General features: G+C 40.6%; 26 protein-coding genes. 9 read left to right on the top strand and 17 right to left on the bottom strand.

The window, feature by feature from the left end; all coding sequences use genetic code 11:
* Position 1: 1 nt before the first annotated feature.
* From mgtE to AAC000_RS14155, 14 genes are all read right to left on the bottom strand, one after another.
* Positions 2–1,357, bottom strand: coding sequence for a magnesium transporter (mgtE, locus tag AAC000_RS14220; RefSeq protein ID WP_339723454.1), 1,356 nt, complete (start codon positions 1,355–1,357; stop codon positions 2–4).
* A 253-nt stretch (positions 1,358–1,610) separates the two neighbouring features.
* On the bottom strand, positions 1,611–2,048 hold the full coding sequence (locus AAC000_RS14215; RefSeq protein ID WP_339723453.1) for a MarR family transcriptional regulator: 438 nt from the start codon (positions 2,046–2,048) through the stop codon (positions 1,611–1,613).
* A gap of 4 nt (positions 2,049–2,052) precedes the next feature.
* Positions 2,053–2,337, bottom strand: coding sequence for a putative quinol monooxygenase (locus tag AAC000_RS14210; RefSeq protein ID WP_339723452.1), 285 nt, complete (start codon positions 2,335–2,337; stop codon positions 2,053–2,055).
* A 170-nt stretch (positions 2,338–2,507) separates the two neighbouring features.
* Entirely contained in the window at positions 2,508–2,783 is a 276-nt protein-coding gene (locus AAC000_RS14205; RefSeq protein WP_339723451.1) for an HPr family phosphocarrier protein, read from the bottom strand.
* An 18-nt stretch (positions 2,784–2,801) separates the two neighbouring features.
* Entirely contained in the window at positions 2,802–3,647 is an 846-nt protein-coding gene (rapZ, locus tag AAC000_RS14200; RefSeq protein WP_339723450.1) for an RNase adapter RapZ, read from the bottom strand.
* Positions 3,648–4,091 (bottom strand): PTS IIA-like nitrogen regulatory protein PtsN, encoded by a 444-nt coding sequence (gene ptsN / locus AAC000_RS14195; RefSeq protein WP_339723449.1) that lies wholly within the window; start codon positions 4,089–4,091, stop codon positions 3,648–3,650. It lies immediately after the preceding gene.
* A 34-nt stretch (positions 4,092–4,125) separates the two neighbouring features.
* A complete protein-coding gene (gene hpf, locus AAC000_RS14190) occupies positions 4,126–4,413 on the bottom strand; it encodes a ribosome hibernation promoting factor (protein ID WP_007622650.1) in 288 nt (95 codons plus the stop codon).
* A 25-nt stretch (positions 4,414–4,438) separates the two neighbouring features.
* Positions 4,439–5,932 carry an RNA polymerase factor sigma-54 gene (locus AAC000_RS14185; RefSeq protein WP_339723448.1) on the bottom strand — a complete coding sequence of 498 codons (1,494 nt, stop codon included), beginning with the start codon at positions 5,930–5,932 and terminating at the stop codon, positions 4,439–4,441.
* A 181-nt stretch (positions 5,933–6,113) separates the two neighbouring features.
* Positions 6,114–6,839, bottom strand: coding sequence for an LPS export ABC transporter ATP-binding protein (gene lptB, locus AAC000_RS14180; protein WP_339723447.1), 726 nt, complete (start codon positions 6,837–6,839; stop codon positions 6,114–6,116).
* A complete protein-coding gene (lptA, locus tag AAC000_RS14175) occupies positions 6,839–7,387 on the bottom strand; it encodes a lipopolysaccharide transport periplasmic protein LptA (RefSeq protein WP_339723446.1) in 549 nt (182 codons plus the stop codon). The genes lptB and lptA overlap by 1 nt, the downstream gene beginning before the upstream one ends.
* Positions 7,350–7,916 carry an LPS export ABC transporter periplasmic protein LptC gene (gene lptC / locus AAC000_RS14170; protein ID WP_339723445.1) on the bottom strand — a complete coding sequence of 189 codons (567 nt, stop codon included), beginning with the start codon at positions 7,914–7,916 and terminating at the stop codon, positions 7,350–7,352. The genes lptA and lptC overlap by 38 nt, the downstream gene beginning before the upstream one ends.
* Positions 7,913–8,467: a 3-deoxy-manno-octulosonate-8-phosphatase KdsC gene (gene kdsC, locus AAC000_RS14165; RefSeq protein ID WP_339723444.1), complete on the bottom strand. Its 555-nt coding sequence runs from the start codon at positions 8,465–8,467 to the stop codon at positions 7,913–7,915. Before kdsC ends, lptC begins: the two co-directional genes overlap by 4 nt.
* Positions 8,467–9,426, bottom strand: coding sequence for a KpsF/GutQ family sugar-phosphate isomerase (locus tag AAC000_RS14160; RefSeq protein ID WP_339723443.1), 960 nt, complete (start codon positions 9,424–9,426; stop codon positions 8,467–8,469). Before AAC000_RS14160 ends, kdsC begins: the two co-directional genes overlap by 1 nt.
* Positions 9,427–9,450: 24 nt before the next feature.
* Complete coding sequence (locus tag AAC000_RS14155) at positions 9,451–10,407, bottom strand: calcium/sodium antiporter (RefSeq protein ID WP_339723442.1); 957 nt, start codon at positions 10,405–10,407, stop codon at positions 9,451–9,453.
* 409 nt (positions 10,408–10,816) lie between these two features.
* On the opposite strand from AAC000_RS14155, the gene AAC000_RS14150 reads away from it, so the two are divergent.
* Genes AAC000_RS14150 through murA form a run of 7 tightly spaced genes read left to right on the top strand, consistent with a single transcriptional unit; the run spans position 10,817 to position 15,452 of the window.
* The gene (locus AAC000_RS14150; RefSeq protein ID WP_339723441.1) at positions 10,817–11,617 is read left to right on the top strand and encodes an ATP-binding cassette domain-containing protein; all 801 of its coding nucleotides are present in this window, start codon (positions 10,817–10,819) and stop codon (positions 11,615–11,617) included.
* Complete coding sequence (gene mlaE, locus AAC000_RS14145) at positions 11,614–12,393, top strand: lipid asymmetry maintenance ABC transporter permease subunit MlaE (RefSeq protein WP_339723440.1); 780 nt, start codon at positions 11,614–11,616, stop codon at positions 12,391–12,393. The genes AAC000_RS14150 and mlaE overlap by 4 nt, the downstream gene beginning before the upstream one ends.
* Before the next feature lie 11 nt (positions 12,394–12,404).
* Complete coding sequence (gene mlaD, locus AAC000_RS14140) at positions 12,405–12,872, top strand: outer membrane lipid asymmetry maintenance protein MlaD (RefSeq protein ID WP_339723439.1); 468 nt, start codon at positions 12,405–12,407, stop codon at positions 12,870–12,872.
* A gap of 30 nt (positions 12,873–12,902) precedes the next feature.
* The gene (locus AAC000_RS14135) at positions 12,903–13,544 is read left to right on the top strand and encodes an ABC transporter substrate-binding protein (RefSeq protein ID WP_339723598.1); all 642 of its coding nucleotides are present in this window, start codon (positions 12,903–12,905) and stop codon (positions 13,542–13,544) included.
* Positions 13,545–13,859 (top strand): STAS domain-containing protein, encoded by a 315-nt coding sequence (locus tag AAC000_RS14130; protein ID WP_339723438.1) that lies wholly within the window; start codon positions 13,545–13,547, stop codon positions 13,857–13,859.
* A gap of 29 nt (positions 13,860–13,888) precedes the next feature.
* Complete coding sequence (locus AAC000_RS14125) at positions 13,889–14,146, top strand: BolA family protein (RefSeq protein ID WP_007622674.1); 258 nt, start codon at positions 13,889–13,891, stop codon at positions 14,144–14,146.
* A 46-nt stretch (positions 14,147–14,192) separates the two neighbouring features.
* A complete protein-coding gene (gene murA, locus AAC000_RS14120) occupies positions 14,193–15,452 on the top strand; it encodes a UDP-N-acetylglucosamine 1-carboxyvinyltransferase (protein WP_339723437.1) in 1,260 nt (419 codons plus the stop codon).
* A gap of 19 nt (positions 15,453–15,471) precedes the next feature.
* On the opposite strand, the gene AAC000_RS14115 is transcribed toward murA, so the two are convergent.
* The 3 genes from AAC000_RS14115 to AAC000_RS14105 all read right to left on the bottom strand — a co-directional run bounded on the left by AAC000_RS14115 (position 15,472) and on the right by AAC000_RS14105 (position 18,523).
* Entirely contained in the window at positions 15,472–16,533 is a 1,062-nt protein-coding gene (locus AAC000_RS14115; RefSeq protein ID WP_339723436.1) for a trypsin-like peptidase domain-containing protein, read from the bottom strand.
* Positions 16,534–16,629: 96 nt separating this feature from the next.
* Positions 16,630–18,000, bottom strand: a complete 1,371-nt coding sequence (locus AAC000_RS14110; protein ID WP_339723435.1) for a DegQ family serine endoprotease — start codon at positions 17,998–18,000, stop codon at positions 16,630–16,632.
* A gap of 85 nt (positions 18,001–18,085) precedes the next feature.
* Positions 18,086–18,523, bottom strand: coding sequence for a DUF1043 family protein (locus AAC000_RS14105; protein WP_339723434.1), 438 nt, complete (start codon positions 18,521–18,523; stop codon positions 18,086–18,088).
* A gap of 184 nt (positions 18,524–18,707) precedes the next feature.
* Here AAC000_RS14105 and zapE point away from each other — a divergent pair, with 184 nt between their 5' ends.
* Positions 18,708–19,814, top strand: a complete 1,107-nt coding sequence (zapE, locus tag AAC000_RS14100) for a cell division protein ZapE (RefSeq protein WP_339723433.1) — start codon at positions 18,708–18,710, stop codon at positions 19,812–19,814.
* Between the two features lie 138 nt (positions 19,815–19,952).
* Positions 19,953–20,678, top strand: a complete 726-nt coding sequence (locus AAC000_RS14095; protein ID WP_339723432.1) for a YebC/PmpR family DNA-binding transcriptional regulator — start codon at positions 19,953–19,955, stop codon at positions 20,676–20,678.
* Positions 20,679–20,889 lie beyond the last annotated feature (211 nt).

The following is a 20,889-nucleotide window of genomic DNA, read 5'->3' as shown; positions in this document are numbered from 1 at the left end:
ACTACATTAACAGCCAAGTAGCGGAGCCTAAAAATGCAAATATACCTACCACATCGGTGATGGTAGTTAAAATGACACTACCTGCAAGGGCAGGATCAATTTTTAATTTTTTCATTATAATAGGTAAACTTGCGCCGGCCAGTCCGGCGGCAATCATATTGATCATCATTGCAAAAGCAATGACTGCACCTAACATTAAATCTTGTTTCCATATGGCAATGACAGTTGCGATCAACACAGACCATATCACCCCATTTAAAAAACCAATAGCTAACTCTTTACTAATTAACCATCTAGCATTAGCTGAATTCACATGGCCTAAAGCCATACCACGGATCACAAGAGTAAGCGTTTGATTACCAGCGACGCCGCCCATACTAGGCACTATGGTGTTGAGAATAGCCAACACTGCAAGTTGACTTAAGGTCGCTTCGAACATGTCACTTACCGCAGCGGCCATTAAGGCGGTCAGTAAGTTAACACCTAACCAAATTGAACGGCGTTGGGTACTTTTGACAACCGGCGCGAAGGTATCTTCTTCGTCGTCTAAACCGGCCATACTCATCATTGAGTGCTCTGCGTCTTCACGAATAATGTCAACCACATCATCTATGGTAATACGGCCCAATAATTTATTGTTTTCATCTACTACTGGTGCCGATAGCCAGTTGTAGCGCTCAAACAAACTGGCGACTTCGTTGTCCATCATAGTCGCGGGAATGGCTTCAGAATTTTTAATTAAGGACTCAATGGGAGTATCAGCTGCCGCAGTAATAAGTCTGGTAAGGGCCACGCCTCCCATTAACTTATCATCACGATCTACCACATATAAGGTGTCTGTGTGTTCTGGCATATCGCCTTTTAGGCGCAGGTATCGCAAGATGACGTCTACATTAATGCCCGGTCGAAGCGTAATCGCATCTGTGTTCATGATAAAACCGGCGGTTTCATCACCGTAAGAAAGACCCAATTCGGCACGCACTCGATCTTGCTCTTCCATGGCTGCCAATAATTCTTGAGCTATTTCTTGTGGTAAACCGCGCAAGGTATCAACTAGATTGTCGGTGTCCATTTCTTCAAGAGCGTCGGCAACCCTATCTGGCATCATTTTTCTAATAATGCCATTACGTACATCATCGGAAAGTTCTTCTAGTACGTCACTATACAAGTCAGGAGGTATGAGTTGCCAAATATCCAATCGATTGCGGCTGCGACTCGATTCTAAAAGCAACGCCAAATCACCGGGCTGCAACTGTAGCAACATTTCTTTAGCTAATTCAGTTTGTCCACTACCTAAGGCTTCATTAATGTCATGAAGTTGGTTGTTACTGCTTTGGGCTTCGAAGGTATGCGGCATGATTTAGATAAACTTACTCGTTAGAACAAAATAGGGTGTGATGACCAATTTATATTACGGAACTAGTTTAATCTATGCTCACCAGTAGGTCAGCACATATTTCTCTCTAGGGTAGGAAATACACCCGAAGGAAAATAAAACAAGTTTGGCTAAACTTTGCTACTCCCGCTATTAATTGCAAGATATTATGCCAAATAGTAGGGTGCATAATCATCTTTAAGAAAGAATATATTAAGCAGTATCCCATTCACTTTTATTCGGGAGTGGCGTTACCACTAAGAATTTGAAAGTACTCCGGTAATATCTCATTTAGTAACTTTTTACCTGCAGGTGTCAGTGACAATAATATTGCTCGTGCATCTTTGGGATCTTTGGTCGATATTAATAAGGAATCTTCAGTGAGTTTTTTAATCGCTCGGCTCAGGACAGGTTTGGAAACATCTAGTCTCTCAGCTATTTCATAAGCATATAAACTGTTTCTATCTAATTCTCTATCAATAACCATCATCACCAAAAATCTTAATTGAGACAGATTGTGCGATGCAAAATAATCATCTAACTGCCTGATCAAAGCGCTGTATTCACGCAGTTCTTTTAATGTATTGGCAACCGATTCAGCATGACCGGGGAAAAATTCATCACTGTAACGGTGAATCATCGCTTGGGTCGGCAACTCTTTTAGAAAAAACATATTTTTACCCTAATCGAGTCAATACCTTGATATCAACTGGCTTTGCAAGCCACTCGTCGTAGGCCAAAAACACTTCTTTTGTATACTGTTGTTGGTAATGAAGGGCTAGTGCAGATTCATCCAGCCATTGCTCGTAGAGGAATAGGGTGGTTCTATTTTGATTTGAATGCACATCAAATTGAACGCATCCCTCTTCTTTTCGGGTACTTTCTAATATACCGAGTATCGCTTTTTCAGCGGCTTCAAAATTGTTAGGCTTAGGTGTGATGGTTGCGAAGATACAATGCATAAAGATTATTCTATAAAACTAAATATAGTTATCATGGTAACTATATTTAGTTGATTGTCAAATAACGAGATGTGTTGGAAAAGTCTATGCAGCTAAAGTAGCGATATATTCATTTTTAAGGGGGAAAGGCAGGCTTAACTCGTTAGCCTAAAGAAACCAAAGAGCTGTTATTATTCTTCCTCATTAAAGCGAGTCGCAATTAATGTTTCAACTGCATCCAATGCAGCCGCTGCATCTTTGCCTTCACTAACGACTCGGACTTCTTTGCCTTGATGACTTTCGAGCATCATTAGACCTAATACACTGTTGGCTGAGGCTTGTTTGTCGCCTTGATGTAAGGTTATTTCGGCTTCAAATTTATTGGTAAGTTGTACTAATTGTGTGGCAGCCCGTGCATGTAGACCTAACTTATTAACTATAACGACTGTTTTTTCGAAGCTAGGCATAAGTTCAATCCACTCTAATTAACGATTTAATTCGCGATGACGAATTTGTACATCTGGGTGAGAGTCTGTAAAGGTTTTGGCTAGGGTTTCAGTTACGTAGACGGAACGATGTTGGCCACCAGTGCAACCAATAGCGACTGTTACATAACTGCGATTATTGCGTTCTAAATGGGGTAACCAAGTAGAAATGAGATTTTGTATTTGCCAGATAAATTTGGTCACTATGGGTTGTGAACCGAGAAAAATTTGCACTGGTGCATCTAGACCTGTTAAGTGTTTGAGGTCAGGTTCCCAGTGAGGGTTAGGTAAAAAGCGTCCGTCAAATACATAATCGGCATCTTTAGGTATACCGTGTTTAAATCCAAAGGATTCGAACACTAAGACCAGCCTTGAGCTCTTTTTGCCTAGAATACGTTCGCGCACCAATTCAGCTAGTTGGTGAACTGATAACTGATCGGTATCTAAGTAAAGGTCGGCACGTTCGGCAATAGGCGCTAGTAATTCGCTTTCTGAGCGAATTGCATCAGATAAGGATTTGTTTTGCTTTGAAAGCGGGTGTAAGCGTCTGGTTTCGCTAAAACGCTTGATCAATACGTCATCACTCGCATCTAAATAAAGTATGGTCATGTCCCACGTAGAGGGCAAGTAATCCAAGATTTCAACTAACTCATTAGGGTTTTTGGGCAAGTTGCGCACATCAATACTCACAGCAACCTGGTCGTATTCATCCACTACAGTGTGAGTTAATGTGGGTAAAAGATTAACGGGAATATTGTCTACGCAATAATAACCTAGATCTTCTAGAGAGCGCAGTACTATGGATTTACCTGAGCCAGAGCGTCCGCTGATTATGATGAGTTTCATTTAGGCAAGGGCCTCAAATAATTCTTGATTTGTTTTAGCACTACGCATGCGACTCAAGGTTTCTTTATTATTAAGTTTTGTCGCTATAGCAGACAAAGTGCCTAAATGTTCAGATGCCTTATTTTCGGGTACTAAAATAGCAAAAAAGACATCAACTGGCGCATTGTCTATAGCGTCATAATCGATTGGTTTCTCAGTAGTCACTACAATCGCTATGACATTTTCGAGATTTTGTAGGCGACCATGAGGCAAGGCAATACCATTGCCTATGCCTGTGCTACCCATTTTTTCTCTACAAGTCAGACTAGACAAAATAGTGGCTTGATCAATATCTATTAAATATTGATTAGCAATTTGACTGATTAGCTCAAGCACTCGTTTTTTACTGCTTCCCTGAACTGCACATAAAGTGCAGTCAGGGTGTAGAATATTTTTAATTTCCATTATGGATTCTAATTGTGGTTAATCGATACTGCGATTAATGGCGCTTAATTTTTTCCTTGTGCTTAATCACTTGTCGGTCAAGTTTATCGATTAAAGCATCTATTGCTGCATACATATCTGAATGTTCAGATGTAGCAAACACCTCTGTTCCACTGAGGTGTAGTGTGGCTTCCGCTTTTTGGTTCAGCTTCTCCACGTTTAAGATCACATGCACATTGTTTATATGATCAAAGTGTCTTTCGAGTTTGGTAAATTTGTTGTCGACGTAGTCTCTTAAAGAATCTGTAATATCTACATGATGACCGGTAAGGTTAATTTGCATATTGCCTATTCCTTCTTCAATTAGCCTAAAGTAGGCTCTTACGTTGGTTTGACGGTGGGATCATTAGTGATTCCCGGTATTTTGCTATTGTTCGCCGCGCTACCATAATACCTTGGTCGGCCAACAATTGTGCAATCTTGCTGTCACTTAAAGGTTTACTGGGTTTTTCTGCCGCTACTAACTTTTTAATTAATGCTCTAATAGCCGTAGATGAACATTCTCCACCAACGTCAGTGGCGACATGGCTAGAGAAGAAGTACTTCAGTTCAAAAATACCTCTAGGAGTATGCATATATTTTTGGGTGGTGACTCGCGAAATGGTGGATTCGTGCATATCTACCATTTCTGCTACATCGTTCAACACCATAGGTCTCATCATCTCAGGACCATGTTCAAAAAAGCCCATTTGTTGCTGTACTATACAGTTGGACACCTTAAGTAAGGTTTCGTTGCGACTTTCGACACTTTTAATAAACCACTTAGCTTCTTGCAGATGTGAACGAATAAATTGGCTATCTGAAGAGTTCTTAACACTTTTACTCATGGCCGCATATTGTTGGTTCACATTGAGCTTAGGTAAGCTGTCAGGATTAAGTTCAACTGTCCAGCGACCATTCTTCTTAGCCACTGATACGTCTGGGATCACGTATTCAGATTCACCTGTTACTATGGCTGTGCCAGGTCTAGGATTTAGGGTTTGTAACAATCGCATAGCTTCCCGCAATTCTTCTTCCTTGAGGCGGGTTTTACGCATTAGCGTTCGGTAATCTTTACTACCTATTAGGTCGCAGTAGTCAGTAATTAACATCTTGGCTTCTTCAAGCCAAGGTGTATCTGGTGCAAATTGTCGTAGCTGAATCAGCAAACATTCTTGGGCGCTGCGTGCGCCCGAGCCTACGGGGTCAAACATCTGAATGCGTTTGAGAACTACTTCAACTTCGTCTAATTCAATTTCTTCGTCATCCATACTGGCCAATACTTCTTCAGTACTGATGGTCAAATAACCTGCTTCATCAATAGAATCGATAATCGCAATGGCAATGGCGATATCGGTGTCACTAAAGTGGGTTAAACGCATTTGCCAAAGCAAATGATCTTGGATGTTATCTGTGGTTTCCCCTTGGAATACTTGGTCATCATCACCTGCTGAACCGGCGCTGCTCATAGAAGCTGGGGCAGATGAAGCGCTTAGATATTCATCCCAAGTACTGTCTAGTGGTAAATCTTCTGGAATGTCATTATTTTGCAGAGCATCGCCACTCTCAACGCTATCTACATTCACTTCAGTTGGTTCGTTTACGCCATCATTACTATCAGCACTGTGGTTGGTTTCAAGGGCTTTTTCGCCATTACCACTATCACTTTGCTCGTCTACTTCTAATAAAGGATTAGAATCTAAAGCTTCTTGGATTTCTGCTTGTAAGTCCAAAGTAGACAACTGCAACAGCTTAATTGCTTGCTGCAGTTGTGGTGTCATTGTAAGTTGTTGGCTAAATCTTAACTGTAAAGAGGGTTTCATTTACTTCTTATGTCTAATCTGTTGTTGTAGTTATCAGCCGAGTTAAACTCTTCATTCTAGAAATTTCAGCTGTGTTGTCGAGGCAATCCCACCTCAACTATATATAAACTCAATAATTATTAAGTTCGCCTACTTAACGGCTCGCTGAAATCTCAATATTTTCAATTAATCTTGAGCTTAACTATAGCCTGAATTGTTCACCTAGGTATACATCTCTTACACGTTGATCACTTAAAACTTCTTCTGCAGTGCCAGATGCAATTAACTCACCATGGCTAACTATATAGGCTTTTTCACATACATCTAGGGTTTCACGTACGTTATGATCGGTAATTAATACCCCTAGACCTCTATCTCTTAATTGTTGAATAATTTTTTTTATGTCGTTAACCGAAATAGGATCAACACCAGCAAAGGGTTCGTCTAATAAAATAAACTCTGGATCAGCAGCTAAAGCACGAGCAATTTCCACTCTTCTGCGTTCACCGCCAGATAAACTCATACCTAAACTGTTGCGAATATGGTTGATATTAAATTCATCTAATAATGAATCAGCTTGCTGTTCTCGCTGTTCTTTAGATAACTCTTTACGAGTTTGTAAAATCGCCATTAGGTTTTGGTACACGGTTAACTTTCTAAAAATCGACGCTTCTTGCGGCAAATAACCTATTCCTTGCCTAGCGCGAATATGCATAGGTTGCAGAGTGAGTGACTGTTGATCAATAAAAATATCACCCTTATCTAAAGGCACTAGGCCAACAATCATATAAAAAGTGGTGGTTTTTCCCGCGCCATTTGGCCCTAATAAACCGACAATCTGGCCAGTTCTTACTTCAATGCTAACATCTCTTACCACTTGTCTTGATTTGTAAGATTTGGCTAGATGTGTGGCTTTTAATACGGCCATTAAGGTTGTTTATCCTGTGGTGTTGTTTCAGGTTCTTTGGGCTTGACTACAGGTTGAAAAGTCGTAATCACCCGGCCACTCTCTTGATCGCTACCTTGGGCTATGATTTGTTCGAGTTCCATATTAAATTTTATCGACTTGCCTTTTACACTGCTGGAATTTTGTTTTATCTGAGCATTGCCTTCTAACGAAAGGGAGCGCGTTTGGCGATGGTACTCAATTTTATCTGCTTGCGCAGTGACTATACTGCCATCTTCTTGTTTTTGAGAATATTTAGCGGGATTGCCTGTGGCAATAAATATTTCATTCCCTTCGCCTATGCTGGCATCAATCTGTAATTCATCAGCACTGATTTTTAAAGAACCTTGTTGAATGACCACATTGCCTTGGTACGATGCTCTTTTGGCTATGCCATCCGCATTTTGATACAGGGAGGCGAGCTCAATTTTTTTAGTAAAATCGTCTTTTCCAGCATGACTATGAGCTGAAAATAATAAAGCAGCTATTACACTAGCGCTGTATAGACGGGTGGTAAACAGTTTTAACATGGTCTAATAACTCGTATCTTTGGGTTTCTAGGCTAGCAGTGAAGCCATTACTTTTTATCACGTAATTGGGTCCGACAATCTCGACCGCTTGATCAGAATACATGGTTTTGTCTGCCAAGTTCACTTCGACAAAATTGGTGCGGATAACTTTAATATAGCCTTGTTCATCGAGGCTGGTAATTTCAACGTTAGTTTCAAATTGAATGCGTTGATCTTCATATAATGTGCCTTCTTGTGCATCGACCTTCCAAGGATGTAAAGATTGTGCAAATAACAAATAATTTGGTTGTTTAAACAATGTAAACCCAAGTAGATCAAAATGTTCCATTTTTAGCGCAAACACCTGATGATTTATTTGGCCTAATTTATCATATAATGTACTGCGCATTTTATTTGCTTGGTAATTAGGGATCCAAGCTTCTTCTGTTTGTGAATCGACTAACACTTCTTCTTTAGAAAGCCAGCCAGGTAGACTCAAGGCTAAGGCTAAAATAAATAACATTACAATACATAGGGTAACGCGATTCATGTGCTAGTGCCGTGAATAGTATCTAACTGTCCATGAGCAAGAAGTATTAAATCACATAATTCACGCACTGCGCCAAAACCACCTTTTGTACGAGTTTTATAATGGGCATTCGCCGCTAATACGGGGTGTCCATCTTGCACACAAATATTACAATGAGATACATGAAACATACCCATATCCGGCATATCATCACCAATTGCAGCGGTTTCACTCATGGCAATAGATAACGTTTTTTGGAGCGCTCGCAAAGTCGGTTGTTTGTCTTCACAACCTTGAAAAATATGTTGCACGCCTAAGGCTGTCATGCGCCTTTCTACCATATTAGAGTTGCGTCCAGTAATGACCGCAACTTGTACGCCCATTTTTTGTAATGCTTTAATCCCGTAACCATCTCTAGTATGAAATGCTTTAAGTTCCTCACCATCTTGACCCATGTAAATCCGTCCGTCGGAAAATACCCCGTCTACATCACAGGCGAGCAGCTTTATTTGCCTCAGTTGCATCATGAGAGTTTTATCAATGGGTCCGTAAGGTGTATCTAAGTGAGACATTAGATTATCCCCGCTTGAAGCAGTAACTGCATATTGATTGCTCCTATTGGTTTGCCGGTAGAGTCGGTTACAAACAGTGAACTTATCTTATGTTTTTGCATCAATGATAACACTTCAGCTGCCAGCATTTCAGGCTTGGCGGTTATACTGTTGGGCGTCATTATTTGTTGAATTTGAGTTGTATGGATATCAATTCTATCGTCAAGCACTCTGCGTAAATCACCATCAGTGAAAATACCTAATAATTTGCCATTGTTATCTATTACTCCAGCCATACCTAAGGCTTTTTGGGAAATGACCAATAAAACTTCACGTAAAGTTTGTTCAGTAGATACCAAAGGTAAAGCCGGCTCTTTGACCATTACGTCTTCTAGTTTAAGTAACAGCTTTCTGCCCAATGAACCACCAGGGTGGGATAAGGCAAAATCTTCAGAAGTAAAACCTCGGGCATCGAGTAACGCAACGGCCAGTGCATCTCCCATCACTAAAGTGGCGGTTGTGCTAGAGGTCGGTGCAAGGCCAAGTGAACACGCCTCTTGCTCTACCTTGATGCATAAATTAATGTCGGCATAGTTTCCCAGCGTACTTTTGGCATTTGATGTCATCGCAATAATAGGGACACCCATGCGTTTTACTACTGGGATTAAAGCTAAGAGCTCGGCTGTTTCACCTGAATTTGAGATGGCCAATAAAATGTCCTGCTCGGTGAGCATCCCTAAATCACCGTGATTGGCTTCAGCGGGATGCATAAAAAATGCTGGGGTACCTGTGCTCGCTAGTGTGGCCGAAATTTTATGGCCAATATGACCGGATTTACCCATACCACAAACTATGACTTTTCCTTTGCAAGGCAAAATTAATTGGCAGGCTTGCACAAAAGCATCATCAATATATTGAGCTAATTGTGCTATAGCCTTTTGTTCAATTTCCAATACTCGTAAAGCAGATTGTTTAATCATAATGTGATTCAAAAAGTCGCGATATTAACTAAATAACAAATATTGATAGCCTAAGAAACAAGCAATTAAGCAAAATCCTTCAACTCGGTTTATACACCTACTACCTTTTAGATTAAAACTAAATATCAATAGCAATATAGTCAATCCAAGCATGACATAACTGTCGCGGATGGCTGCGTTTTCGTCTACTACTCCTGGTGCAATGAGTCCTGGCATAGCTAATACCGCCAAAATATTGAAAATATTTGAGCCGATTATATTACCTAATACTAAATCGTCTTCGTTTTTCAATACACCCGCAACACAGGCCGCTAATTCTGGCAAACTGGTGCCAATTGCAATAATAGTTAATCCAATCACTAACTCACTTAAACCAAAATATCGTGCAATGATTTCCGCTGAATTCACCATAAAGTGGGCACTTAGTGGCAGTAGTATCATACCGACAACTAACCAAATAATTGCTTTTGACGTTGGCACGCCAGTAGGGATTTCACTTTCTGTTTCGGATTGTAACAGATCTCCTTTATCCATGTGGAATGACACCCACGTTAACCCACCTATTACAACAAAGAATAAAGTGATCAAAATGATCCCTTCTAATTTGAGTAATAAAAAGTCTGATAGGAAATATACCGCGAGCAAAGTCACTAGCAATAACACAGGCATTTCTTTTTTTAATGTACTTGATGCGATAGATAGAGGTTTAAGGAGTGCAGTCAATCCCAATACTAAGGCGATATTGGTTATATTCGAACCTAGTGCATTACCCACTGCTGTATCTGTACTGCCATTGAAAGATGAGGTCGCCGCTACCATTATTTCTGGAGCAGAGGAGCCCATAGCGACAATAGTAAGACCAATGACCATAGGCGAAACGCCTATATTTTTAGCGAGTACCGAGGCGCCAAAAACAAATCTATCTGCGCCCCAACTTAAAACGACAAGCCAAATCAGGAAATAACAAGCTTCTAAAATCACAAAATTTCACTTCTAGTTGAATTACATTCAATTGTCGCAAAAAGCTAAGGCTTTGCATATGAATGATAAAATAAATTAGTTTCGCAACTTTATTGCTGGTCTAACGGTCTAGAAACAACGTAAATAAGTGCTTAGGTAGATATATGCTATCTACAACTAAGAAAGCAAGTAGGTATAGTATATTTGATTTACACTACTATGGCGTTAAATCATTAAGCTATATCAAGTCATTTTTGCAAAACTGATTAATGTTAAGCTGATATTCAGCAATAGGTGTATTAAATCGTTTATACCTTGTTACTTTTTGTCTTTGTTATTTAAGGCAGAAAACTAATACAATAGTCTCTCTTACAGTCGGGTTGTTTTTTAACCTAATCTCGATTAACCAAAGTGGAACGTTCCTATCGTAATGGAAAATTTGATTGAAATTAATAATCTAACCTTTAGCCGAAGTGGTCGAATTATATACGATGATATTTCACTACAGATTAAGAAAGGCAAAACTACAGCAATAATGGGCCCAAGTGGAATTGGGAAAACAACTATGTTGCGTTTAATGGGTGGCCAATTGGTACCTGACAAAGGTGATATCAAATTTAAAGGTGAGTCTATCCCAAATATGCGTCGCACTCGATTATTTGAAGTGCGTAGACAAATGAGCATGTTATTTCAAAGTGGCGCATTATTTACTGATATGTCGGTGTTCGATAATATTGCCTTTCCACTTAGAGAGCACACTAAGTTATCAGAATCTATTATTCATACTGTTGTTATGTTGAAGTTACAGGCTGTTGGTTTGCGCGGCGCAGCAGAGTTAATGCCTGCTGAACTTTCAGGTGGTATGGCGCGACGAGCTGCATTGGCAAGGGCAATTGCATTAGACCCAGAACTCATTATGTATGACGAACCGTTCGCAGGGCAGGATCCCATCTCAATGGGGGTATTGGTTAAGTTGATAAAGGCCCTAAATGACGCATTGCAATTAACCAGTGTAGTAGTGACTCATGATGTGACTGAAGTATTAACTATTGCAGATTATATTTATATTTTGGCTGAGAAAAAAGTGATTGGTAGTGGTACCCCTGAACAAATTAAAAATAGTGATTCACCCCTAGTGCAACAATTTTTGCAAGGTCAAGCAGATGGTCCGGTTCCTTTTCATTATCCTGCGAGTGATATTGCTCAGGCATTTTTGGGTCGCGCATTATGAATTGGTTAATAAACTTAGGTGAAAATACCCTTAATCGTTTAGAAATGTTTGGCCGAGCCACTTTTATGTTATTTGGGGCTATTGTTGCTAAACCTCAGCCTTTAAAGTTGATACCACTGACTATCAAACAGATTCATGTGGTAGGTGTGCAATCATTGCTGATTATAGTGGTCTCTGGTCTCTTTATTGGTATGGTGATGTCGCTGCAAGGGTATACCATTTTAGTGGGATATGGCGCTGAAGGCAGCCTTGGGCCAATGGTCGCATTATCCTTGTTGAGAGAATTAGGTCCAGTGGTTACCGCATTGTTGTTTGCAGGTCGAGCAGGTTCAGCACTCACAGCTGAAATTGGGTTAATGAAAGCAACAGAACAATTAAGCAGTTTAGAGATGATGGCGGTTGATCCCCTGCGCAGAGTCATTGCTCCGCGTTTATGGGCCGGCATCATATCCATGCCCATGCTTGCACTTATCTTCAGTGCCGTCGGAATTTTGGGGGGGCATTTAGTCGGTGTGGACTGGTTAGGCGTAGATTCAGGCAGTTATTGGTCTATTATGCAGGCTACAGTTGATTGGGATAAAGATGTGGTGAACGGCATCATAAAAAGCATAGTGTTTGCTTTTGTGATTACTTGGATCGCCACTTTTAAAGGATATGATTCTATACCCACCTCTGAAGGGATAAGTAAGGCAACAACAGAAACAGTGGTGTTTTCTTCGTTAGCGGTACTTGGGCTAGATTTTATATTAACCGCATTAATGTTCGGAATTGAGTAGAGGAAATGGCAATGAAATCCAAGAAAGCGGAATTATTAGTAGGTGTATTTGTAGCCTTAACTATTGCAGCTGGTCTTATGTTGGCACTGAACGTGGCCAATAAAAGTATGTCGGGTAGTGATGACACTTATACCTTGTACGCTAAATTTGACAACATTGGTGGGTTGAAAGTCCGTTCAGCGGTGAAAGTCGGTGGCGTGACAGTGGGTAGAGTTGACAATATTACACTTGGCAACAGCGACTTCACACCTGTAGTGACTATGAGTATTTTGTCAGAGTTTAATCAATTTCCAGAAACTAGTTCAGTATCTATACTGACTTCGGGTTTATTAGGAGAGCAATATATTGGTTTTCAACCAGGATTTGCTATTGATGGCATTGAAAACTTGGGGCAGGGTGACTACATCGAGGACACAAAATCAGCCTTAGTATTGGAAGACCTGATCGGTCAATTTTTATTTAGTAGCAACGACGGTTAAGTGAAGTCGTTGATTGGAGAAAATAACGTGATAAACAAATGGACACTTTTATTATTGAGTGGGGTATTTCTATTTTGCTCTGGTATCGCCCAAGCGGAAAACAAAAATCCTTACGTCATGTTAGAAGATGTAGCGACCAAAACGTTCAGCAGAATTAAGCAAGAGCGTCAACGTATAGAAGTAGATCCAGAACTTTTGCGAACTGTAATGGAAGAAGAATTATTACCTCATGTCGATTACAGTTTTTCTGCATTAAAGGTTTTAGGTAAGTACTATAAAAAAGTACCAAGAGAAAAAATACCTGAATATATTAGTGTATTTCGTTCATATTTAATCACTACCTATGCTTTGGCTATGGCTTATTATGATGGCCAAGATGTAGAATTTCAGCCTGTTCGTGAAGTGACAGACGAAAAAACCGTAACAGTCAGAGCTGTGGTAAAAGAACCCGGTCGGCCGGACATTAATTTGGCATTTAAATTACGTAAAAATAGTAAAACCAATGAATGGAAAGCCTACGATATGGTTGCCGAAGGTATTAGTCTGTTATCGAGTAAACAGAGTGAATTTCAATCTATTTTACGCAAGGATGGCATACAAAAAGTGATTGATTTGATGAATAGTACTATCAGCAAACCTATCAATATTGATTTAGAACAAAAGGAAAGTTAGGTGACGAATTTACAAGTGAATGAGTCGCCTAAAGGTTATTTTACCCTTCAAGGCGAATTAAACCGCAATACTATCCCTAAGTCAGCTGCTTTAGCCACACTTGAAACCAGTAATCAAAAAAGCGCTAGCGGCGCAGATTCCACCCTTGATATGTCAGGGGTGAGTCATTCTGATACCGCTGGTCTAGCTTGGCTGATGAACTTCCTCAAAACCCAGCAATTGCAAAATGTTCAGGTTGAACTTAAAAATATCCCAGAAAGCTTGATAAAGCTTGCAAAAATAAGCGACGTAGATAGCTTTTTATCGGTACAATAGCCGACTATTTTTACTCACGTGGACTAGTCATGGATAATCAACAAATTGAAGCGCTTTTGCTTGAAACATTGGGCTTAGCCGAAGCCCATGTGAATGGTGATGGCTCACATTTTCAAGTCATAGCTGTAAGTGATCAGTTTGCAGATATGAGCCGAGTTAAAAAACAGCAGTTTGTGTATGCGCCATTGGCCGCTAAAATTGCTGAAGGCAGTATGCATGCCGTTTCCATTAAAACCTTTACCGAAAGTCAATGGAAGCGCGAGAAGATGTTTAATCTTCCTCAATAGTATTCCCAAAACATATCAAATTTATAACATCAAATAGAGTGCAGTCATGGACAAATTAATTATTGAGGCTTGCCCGCCTTTGAAAGGTAGCGTCGCAATTTCCGGTGCCAAAAATGCTGCATTACCTATCCTGATGTCAAGTATATTGGCAGACTCCACCTGTTATTTTGATAATGTTCCAGAACTTAGGGATATTCACACTAGTTTATCCTTGTTGAGTGAATTAGGTGCTAAAGCCTATCGTCAAGATGCTCAATCTGTGGTGATTGACCCAAGTTCAATTAATAATTTTAATGCATCCTACGATTTAGTTAAAACCATGCGCGCGTCTATTTTAGTGCTTGGGCCACTTTTGGCTAAATTCGGCCAAGCTAATGTATCTTTGCCAGGTGGTTGTGCCATAGGTGCGCGTCCGGTGAATTTGCATTTGCAGGGGCTTGAACAAATGGGTGCCAAAATTGATGTAGACAGTGGATATATAAGGGCATCTGTAGATGGAAAACTACAAGGTGCACACATATTTATGGATGTAGTGAGTGTTGGCGCCACAGAAAACCTAATGATGGCGGCATGTTTAGCTCAGGGAGAAACTATTCTAGAAAACTCCGCCAAGGAACCAGAGATTGTTGATCTAGCCAATTGTTTAAATGCAATGGGCGCTAAGGTGATGCATGCTGGATCCGATAAAATTGTTATTCAAGGGGTTGAGTCATTATCAGGATGTCGCTATCGCGTCTTGCCAGATAGAATAGAAACCGGTACGTTTTTAATCGCCGCCGCTGTCACTGGCGGAAAAATTCGCTGTGAACATGCCGCGCCAAAAACCCTCGAAGCAGTATTAGATAAACTCTCTAAGGCAGGCGCTAAAGTCACTATTGGTGATGACTGGATTGAGTTGGATATGACCAACAGAGAATTAAAAAGTGTTGATATTAAAACCGCTCCTCATCCTGGATTCCCAACCGATATGCAAGCGCAATTTGTGGCACTGAATTGTTTAGCTGCTGGAACGGGTGTGGTAACTGAAAACATTTTTGAGAACCGCTTTATGCATGTGCCTGAACTGCAGCGAATGGGAGCCAATATATCGCTACAAGCCAATAGTGCAGTGTGTGACGGTAAGTCTTCATTAAAAGGTGCGCAAGTGATGGCTACTGATCTGCGGGCTTCGGCGAGTTTAGTGATTGCTGGGCTGGTTGCACAAGGGCAAACCACAGTTGATCGCATTTACCACTTAGACCGTGGCTATGAACATATTGAGAAAAAGTTAAATGGATTGGGTGCCAACATCAAACGGGTAAGTTGAAAACAAATACCTATTTGAGTTACTGTAACTCTCCAACGACCATGTCCAATTTCAAAATGGTGCCATCCCTATTTACTTCAAGAACGATAGTACTGCCAGGTGCAGTATCGGCAATGTAGTCCAGTGTATCTCGAATACTAATAGCAGGGATATCGTTCACGGATAGAATAAGATCTCTAACCTGTAAGCCACCTAATTCGGCAGGCGTTCCTTTAATTACAGTTGTCACCATAATTCCAGTACTTGTAAGCCCACCTTGTTGTCCTTCAAAACCTAAAGCGCCACGAGTGACCTTGCCAGTCGCTATTATTTCACTCATGACTTTTTTAGCTAGGCTGTAAGGTAAGGCAAAAGACACACCATCCACTGACTCAACACGATTAGGGCTGATACGTGTTTTAAAGTTCGCATTGTTAATGCCTATTAAAACGCCTTCACTGTCGACTAGTGCTCCACCAGAATTGCCTTGGTTAAGCACTGCGTCGGTTTGAATATAGTCGAAGAAGTTGTTTAAACCGTTATTATTAATCCTGCTGACAATTCCTTGGGTCACGGTTTGACCTAAGTTGTATGGATTGCCTAAGGCTAACACTACATCACCCACTAGGGTTTTAGGATCATCTAGTTGTGGTATAGGATGTAAATTTTCAGCTGAGACGCTGAGTACCGCTAAATCTGTTATCGAGTCAAAACCAACGATTTGGGCTTCTTCTAAGCGCCCATCTTGTAAGCCCACTAAGATTAACTTGGCATTGGCAATAACGTGATAACAAGTAAGGATATAACCATTGGCGGTCATAATCACCCCAGAGCCAAGGTTAGTTCGTTCGACTGCCTGTCTTCGTTGATACCCACTTCTTTCGATACTTTGGCTATAGATGTTAACGACAGCAGGTCCTGCTGCGTTGACTGCAGAATTAAAACTGAGTTTTTTCGAGCTTTCTTGTTCAGTGAACAACGTTAGGGGCAGTCCACTACCTTCACGTAAATCTGGAACAAGTAATAAAATGACCGAAGAAATGATCATGCCAATAAGGATGGATTTTAATAAAAAAGATAAGGTTTTTAGCACGATCAACATTAAATGTGTATTACATCAGATGGTATCAATAATAACATTGAAATCAGTGAGTTGATAGCGGTACTAAAGCATAGTACCGCTATCTCTAGTGAGTTGTTATTGACGAATTACCAAATATAAAGAAGTCACGCCACGTTTTACATTAAGTGCGATAACGCCTTTTGCATCTTCTAGCTCAGCGCGTAATTGCATAACAGTATCCACTTTCTTACGGTTAATACCTATTATTACGTCACCATCTTGTAAGCCAATGCGAGCCGCTGGGGAGCGGGATTCAAGCTCTGAAATGACTATGCCATTATCACCTTGTTTAGTTTTGCCGTTGGTCAAGGTCGCGCCTTCTAAAGCGGGGTGTATCTCTTTAGCAAGCACCACATTTTGTGTAGCATCGCCTAGAGTAACATTTATTTTTTCACGCTTGCCTTTACGTAACACCGTTAATTCAAGTTCAGCACCTGCGCCTCTACTGGCAACTTTTGCTCTTAATTCTTGGAAACTGGTAACTGGTCTACCATTAATTTCGGTAATAATATCACCGGCTTGTATGCCGCCTTTATCGGCCGCTGAATCAGGTGAAACTTCACTGACAAATGCACCTTGATTAGCATCTAAATTCATTGCATCAGCCAAACCAGAATCGATGTCTTGCCCCATTATCCCTAATAAACCACGACGGACTTCACCGAACTCTATAATTTGATCGACTAAACTTTTCATCATATTGCTGGGTATGGCAAAACCAATGCCGACGTTTCCGCCGTTAGGTCCAAAAATAGCCGTATTGATACCCACTAACTCACCGCGAAGACTCACTAAGGCACCACCTGAGTTGCCGCGGTTAATTGCGGCATCTGTTTGAATAAAGTTTTCGTAGCCACCTATGTTCAAACCAGAACGTCCTAGTGCGCTGACAATCCCCGAAGTAACAGTTTGGTTCAGTCCGAAAGGATTACCAATGGCCACTACAAAGTCACCCACTCGCAGCTCGTCTGAATCAGCCAGTGGCATAGCAGACAAAGCATCTGGTTCTATTTTTAATAATGCGATGTCGCTTTGTTCATCTGCGCCCAATTTTTTAGCGGTAAATTCACGGCCATCTGTAAGCTTAACAATAATTTCATCGGCATTATCAACCACGTGATTGTTGGTTACCACATAGCCCTTTTTAGCATCAATAATGACGCCAGAACCTAGCCCTTTAAAAGGCCTTTCTTGCACTTGTTCATCGGTACCTCCAAAAAAATGTTTAAACATCTCTGGTACACGCTGGCGCGATACTTGTGTTCCTTCCACTGAAATGCTGACAATAGCCGGTGTGGCTTTGTCTAACATCGGAGCTAGGCTAGGTACTTCGTCTTTGTCTTTTGAGAAAAAAGGCAATGCGGCATTAGACACTAAATTGACCGACATGCTTGCAGCCACAATACAACAAGCCACAAAAAAACGATTTACTACTTTTTTATTCATCGATTATTATCTCCAACATCTAAATTTAATTACAATACAGGGACTGCTTAAAACACAAAGAGTACCTAGTATGCGAGAAAGTTCATTATTTGGTTTCTTTAGTGGGGGTTTCTTCATGGCCCGAAAACAACCCTGAACTTTCTGATGAAAAATCTAATGGTTGTATATCTGCAGTCGCTCTCTCACGAGCAGGCTGAGTGTTTTTGTTACGTAAATACGCCGTAGTATGTTCCCCAAAATAATTCAGTGAACTTCCTTCTGGCCCAGCCTGTTGGCTGATTAGCAGCTGCTCATAGTTTTCAACTTGCTGTTGCAAGGAGTTTGATTGAGCGACTAATTTTTCCGCAATTTGTTTGGTTTCTTGAATATGCATAGCTGCTTGCTGGTGCATTAATTCTTGAATAGTTTGTCTACTTTCAGCCTTGTCAGATTCATTTTGGGTTTCTTTGCTGAAAAATTTTGCAACAAAAAAACCAATAATTCCGCCAACAATTAATAACAATAACCCTACCAACCAATCCATAACCACTCCTATTTCTATACGTATTTTTGCTCAACTGGTTCGCAATTAATTAATAATTTATAGCGTAATGACCATGAGCGCGCCTGCAATATGCGTTATTATACGCTCAGCATTTTTAATGCGGTCATTTTATTTGTATTCAAGTGTTAAAAACACTCAGAAGTGAAAGGAAAAACGCGGAAAAATGATTGAGTTTACGCCATGGCAAAAGTATCAAAGTGATCTACAAGATCCTGAGTTTCAATATGATGCCGCTCAGGAAAATGCAGTTAAAGAATTGCAGAGGTTGTATGACGAATTAACTCATCCTGAAAAAAAGCTGACTTGGCGAGTAAAGTTACAGAGTCAATTTGGTAAAGGGATGCGTAAGCCTAGTATTCAAGGGATCTATTTTTGGGGGGGAGTAGGGCGGGGAAAAACCTACCTAGTTGACACCTTTTATGAATGTTTACCTTTTGAAAGAAAGTTGCGAATTCATTTTCACCGCTTTATGCACAGAGTGCATCAAGAACTAAAAAAACTTGAAGGTAAACCAGATCCACTAAAAACAATTGCGAAAACCTTTGCCAAAGAAACCAAAGTGATTTGTTTTGATGAGTTTTTTGTTTCTGATATTACCGATGCAATGATTTTAGGCACCCTAATGGAGGAGCTTTTTGGCCATGGTATCGTCTTGGTTGCAACTTCAAATATAGTGCCAGACGATTTATACCGAAATGGCTTACAGCGTGCTAGATTTTTGCCTGCAATAGAATTAATTAATCAAAATACGCGTATCGTGAACGTGGACAGCGGGGTGGATTATCGTTTGCGAACCTTAGAGCAAGCCGAAATATTTCATTTCCCTTTAGACAATCAAGCCAATGAAAACTTACATAAATATTTTATGCAACTGGCCCCTGAATTAGGTATCGAAAATCAAACAATAGAAGTGGAAGGCCGGAAGATCCCCACTTTGCATTATGCCGATGGGGTGGTGATGTTTGAGTTTCGTGCCATTTGTGATGGGCCTCGTAGCCAGACTGATTATATGGAATTAAGTCGTCTGTATCACACTGTCTTAATTGCCAATGTTGAGCAAATGGGGCAATCCACAGATGATATCGCTAGGCGCTTCATAGCAATGGTGGATGAGTTTTATGAACGAAACGTAAAACTGATCATGTCAGCAGAGGTATCAATGGAAACCCTTTATTTAGATGGTCAACTTGTTTTTGAATTTAGGCGCTGCCTCAGTCGGTTAAAAGAAATGCAGTCCCATGATTATTTAGCATCCCAGCATGTTCCTTAACAGGTCAATGTAAGGACTATAAAAGTGCAATAAGCCTTAGTTTTAAATGGGTTTTGTTATCTAAGCCGAATATCGGTAAAATCCACTACATTAAATCTAATCGAGTCTAACGCTCGACATTATTAGAAGAGTAAAAAAATGGGAAGAAAGTTTGAAGTACGCAAAATCTCCATGGCCAAAACCGCTGGAGCGAAAACTAAAGTTTATTCTAAGTACGGTAAGGAAATATATGTTGTAGCCAAAAACGGTGGCACTGATCCTCAAGCTAACTTAGCGCTGCGTAGACTGATCGAAAAAGCAAAAAAAGATCAGGTTCCGAGTCATGTAATTGAAAAAGCGATTGATAAAGCTGCAGGTGGCGCGGGAGAGGATTATGTACCGGCCCGTTATGAAGGATTTGGCCCAGGCGGGTGTATGGTGATTGTTGACTGCTTAACCGACAACAACAACCGTACTATCACTGACGTGCGCAATTGTTTTACTAAGACAGGCGCTAAACTGGGAGTTGAAGGAACAGTCGGCCATATGTTTGATCACCAAGCAGTATTTGCATTTAAAGGTGACGATGAAGATGCGGTACTAGAAACCTTAATGGAAGCTGACGTCGATGTCACTGAAGTTGAAGAGGAAGATGGCGTAGTGACTGTATATGCGCCACATACTGAATTTAACAACACGCGTACGGCACTCACCGAAAACACCCCTGATATTGAATTTGAAGCAGAAGAAATTACCTTTATCCCACAAACAGAGTCTATTGTTAGCGGCGATGATGTAGCGACTTTTGATAAATTTATGGATATGTTAGAAGACTGTGACGACGTGCAACATGTTTATCATAATGCTGTAGTTGAACGGGAATAAAGGTTCAGTAAAATAGATGATTAATGCCCTCTAGTCCGAGGGCATTTTTGTTTGTGCTTTTTGTCAGCAAAGAGCGATCAGAAGGCAGCCGACGAGGTTCACGCCTAATACTGGTTTACTTAGATTGCAGTCAGTGACATCCTCTCGAATATCTACCGTCATTCCCGCGAAGGCGTAATACTGATCGTTTAAGAACTGATCACTTGAATCA

The organism is uncultured Paraglaciecola sp., from assembly GCF_963977085.1.
In the GTDB taxonomy this organism is placed as follows: Bacteria; Pseudomonadota; Gammaproteobacteria; order Enterobacterales; family Alteromonadaceae; genus Paraglaciecola.
The sequence above is the reverse complement of the archived record's forward strand: the minus strand, read 5'-3'. Positions and strand labels throughout refer to the sequence as shown.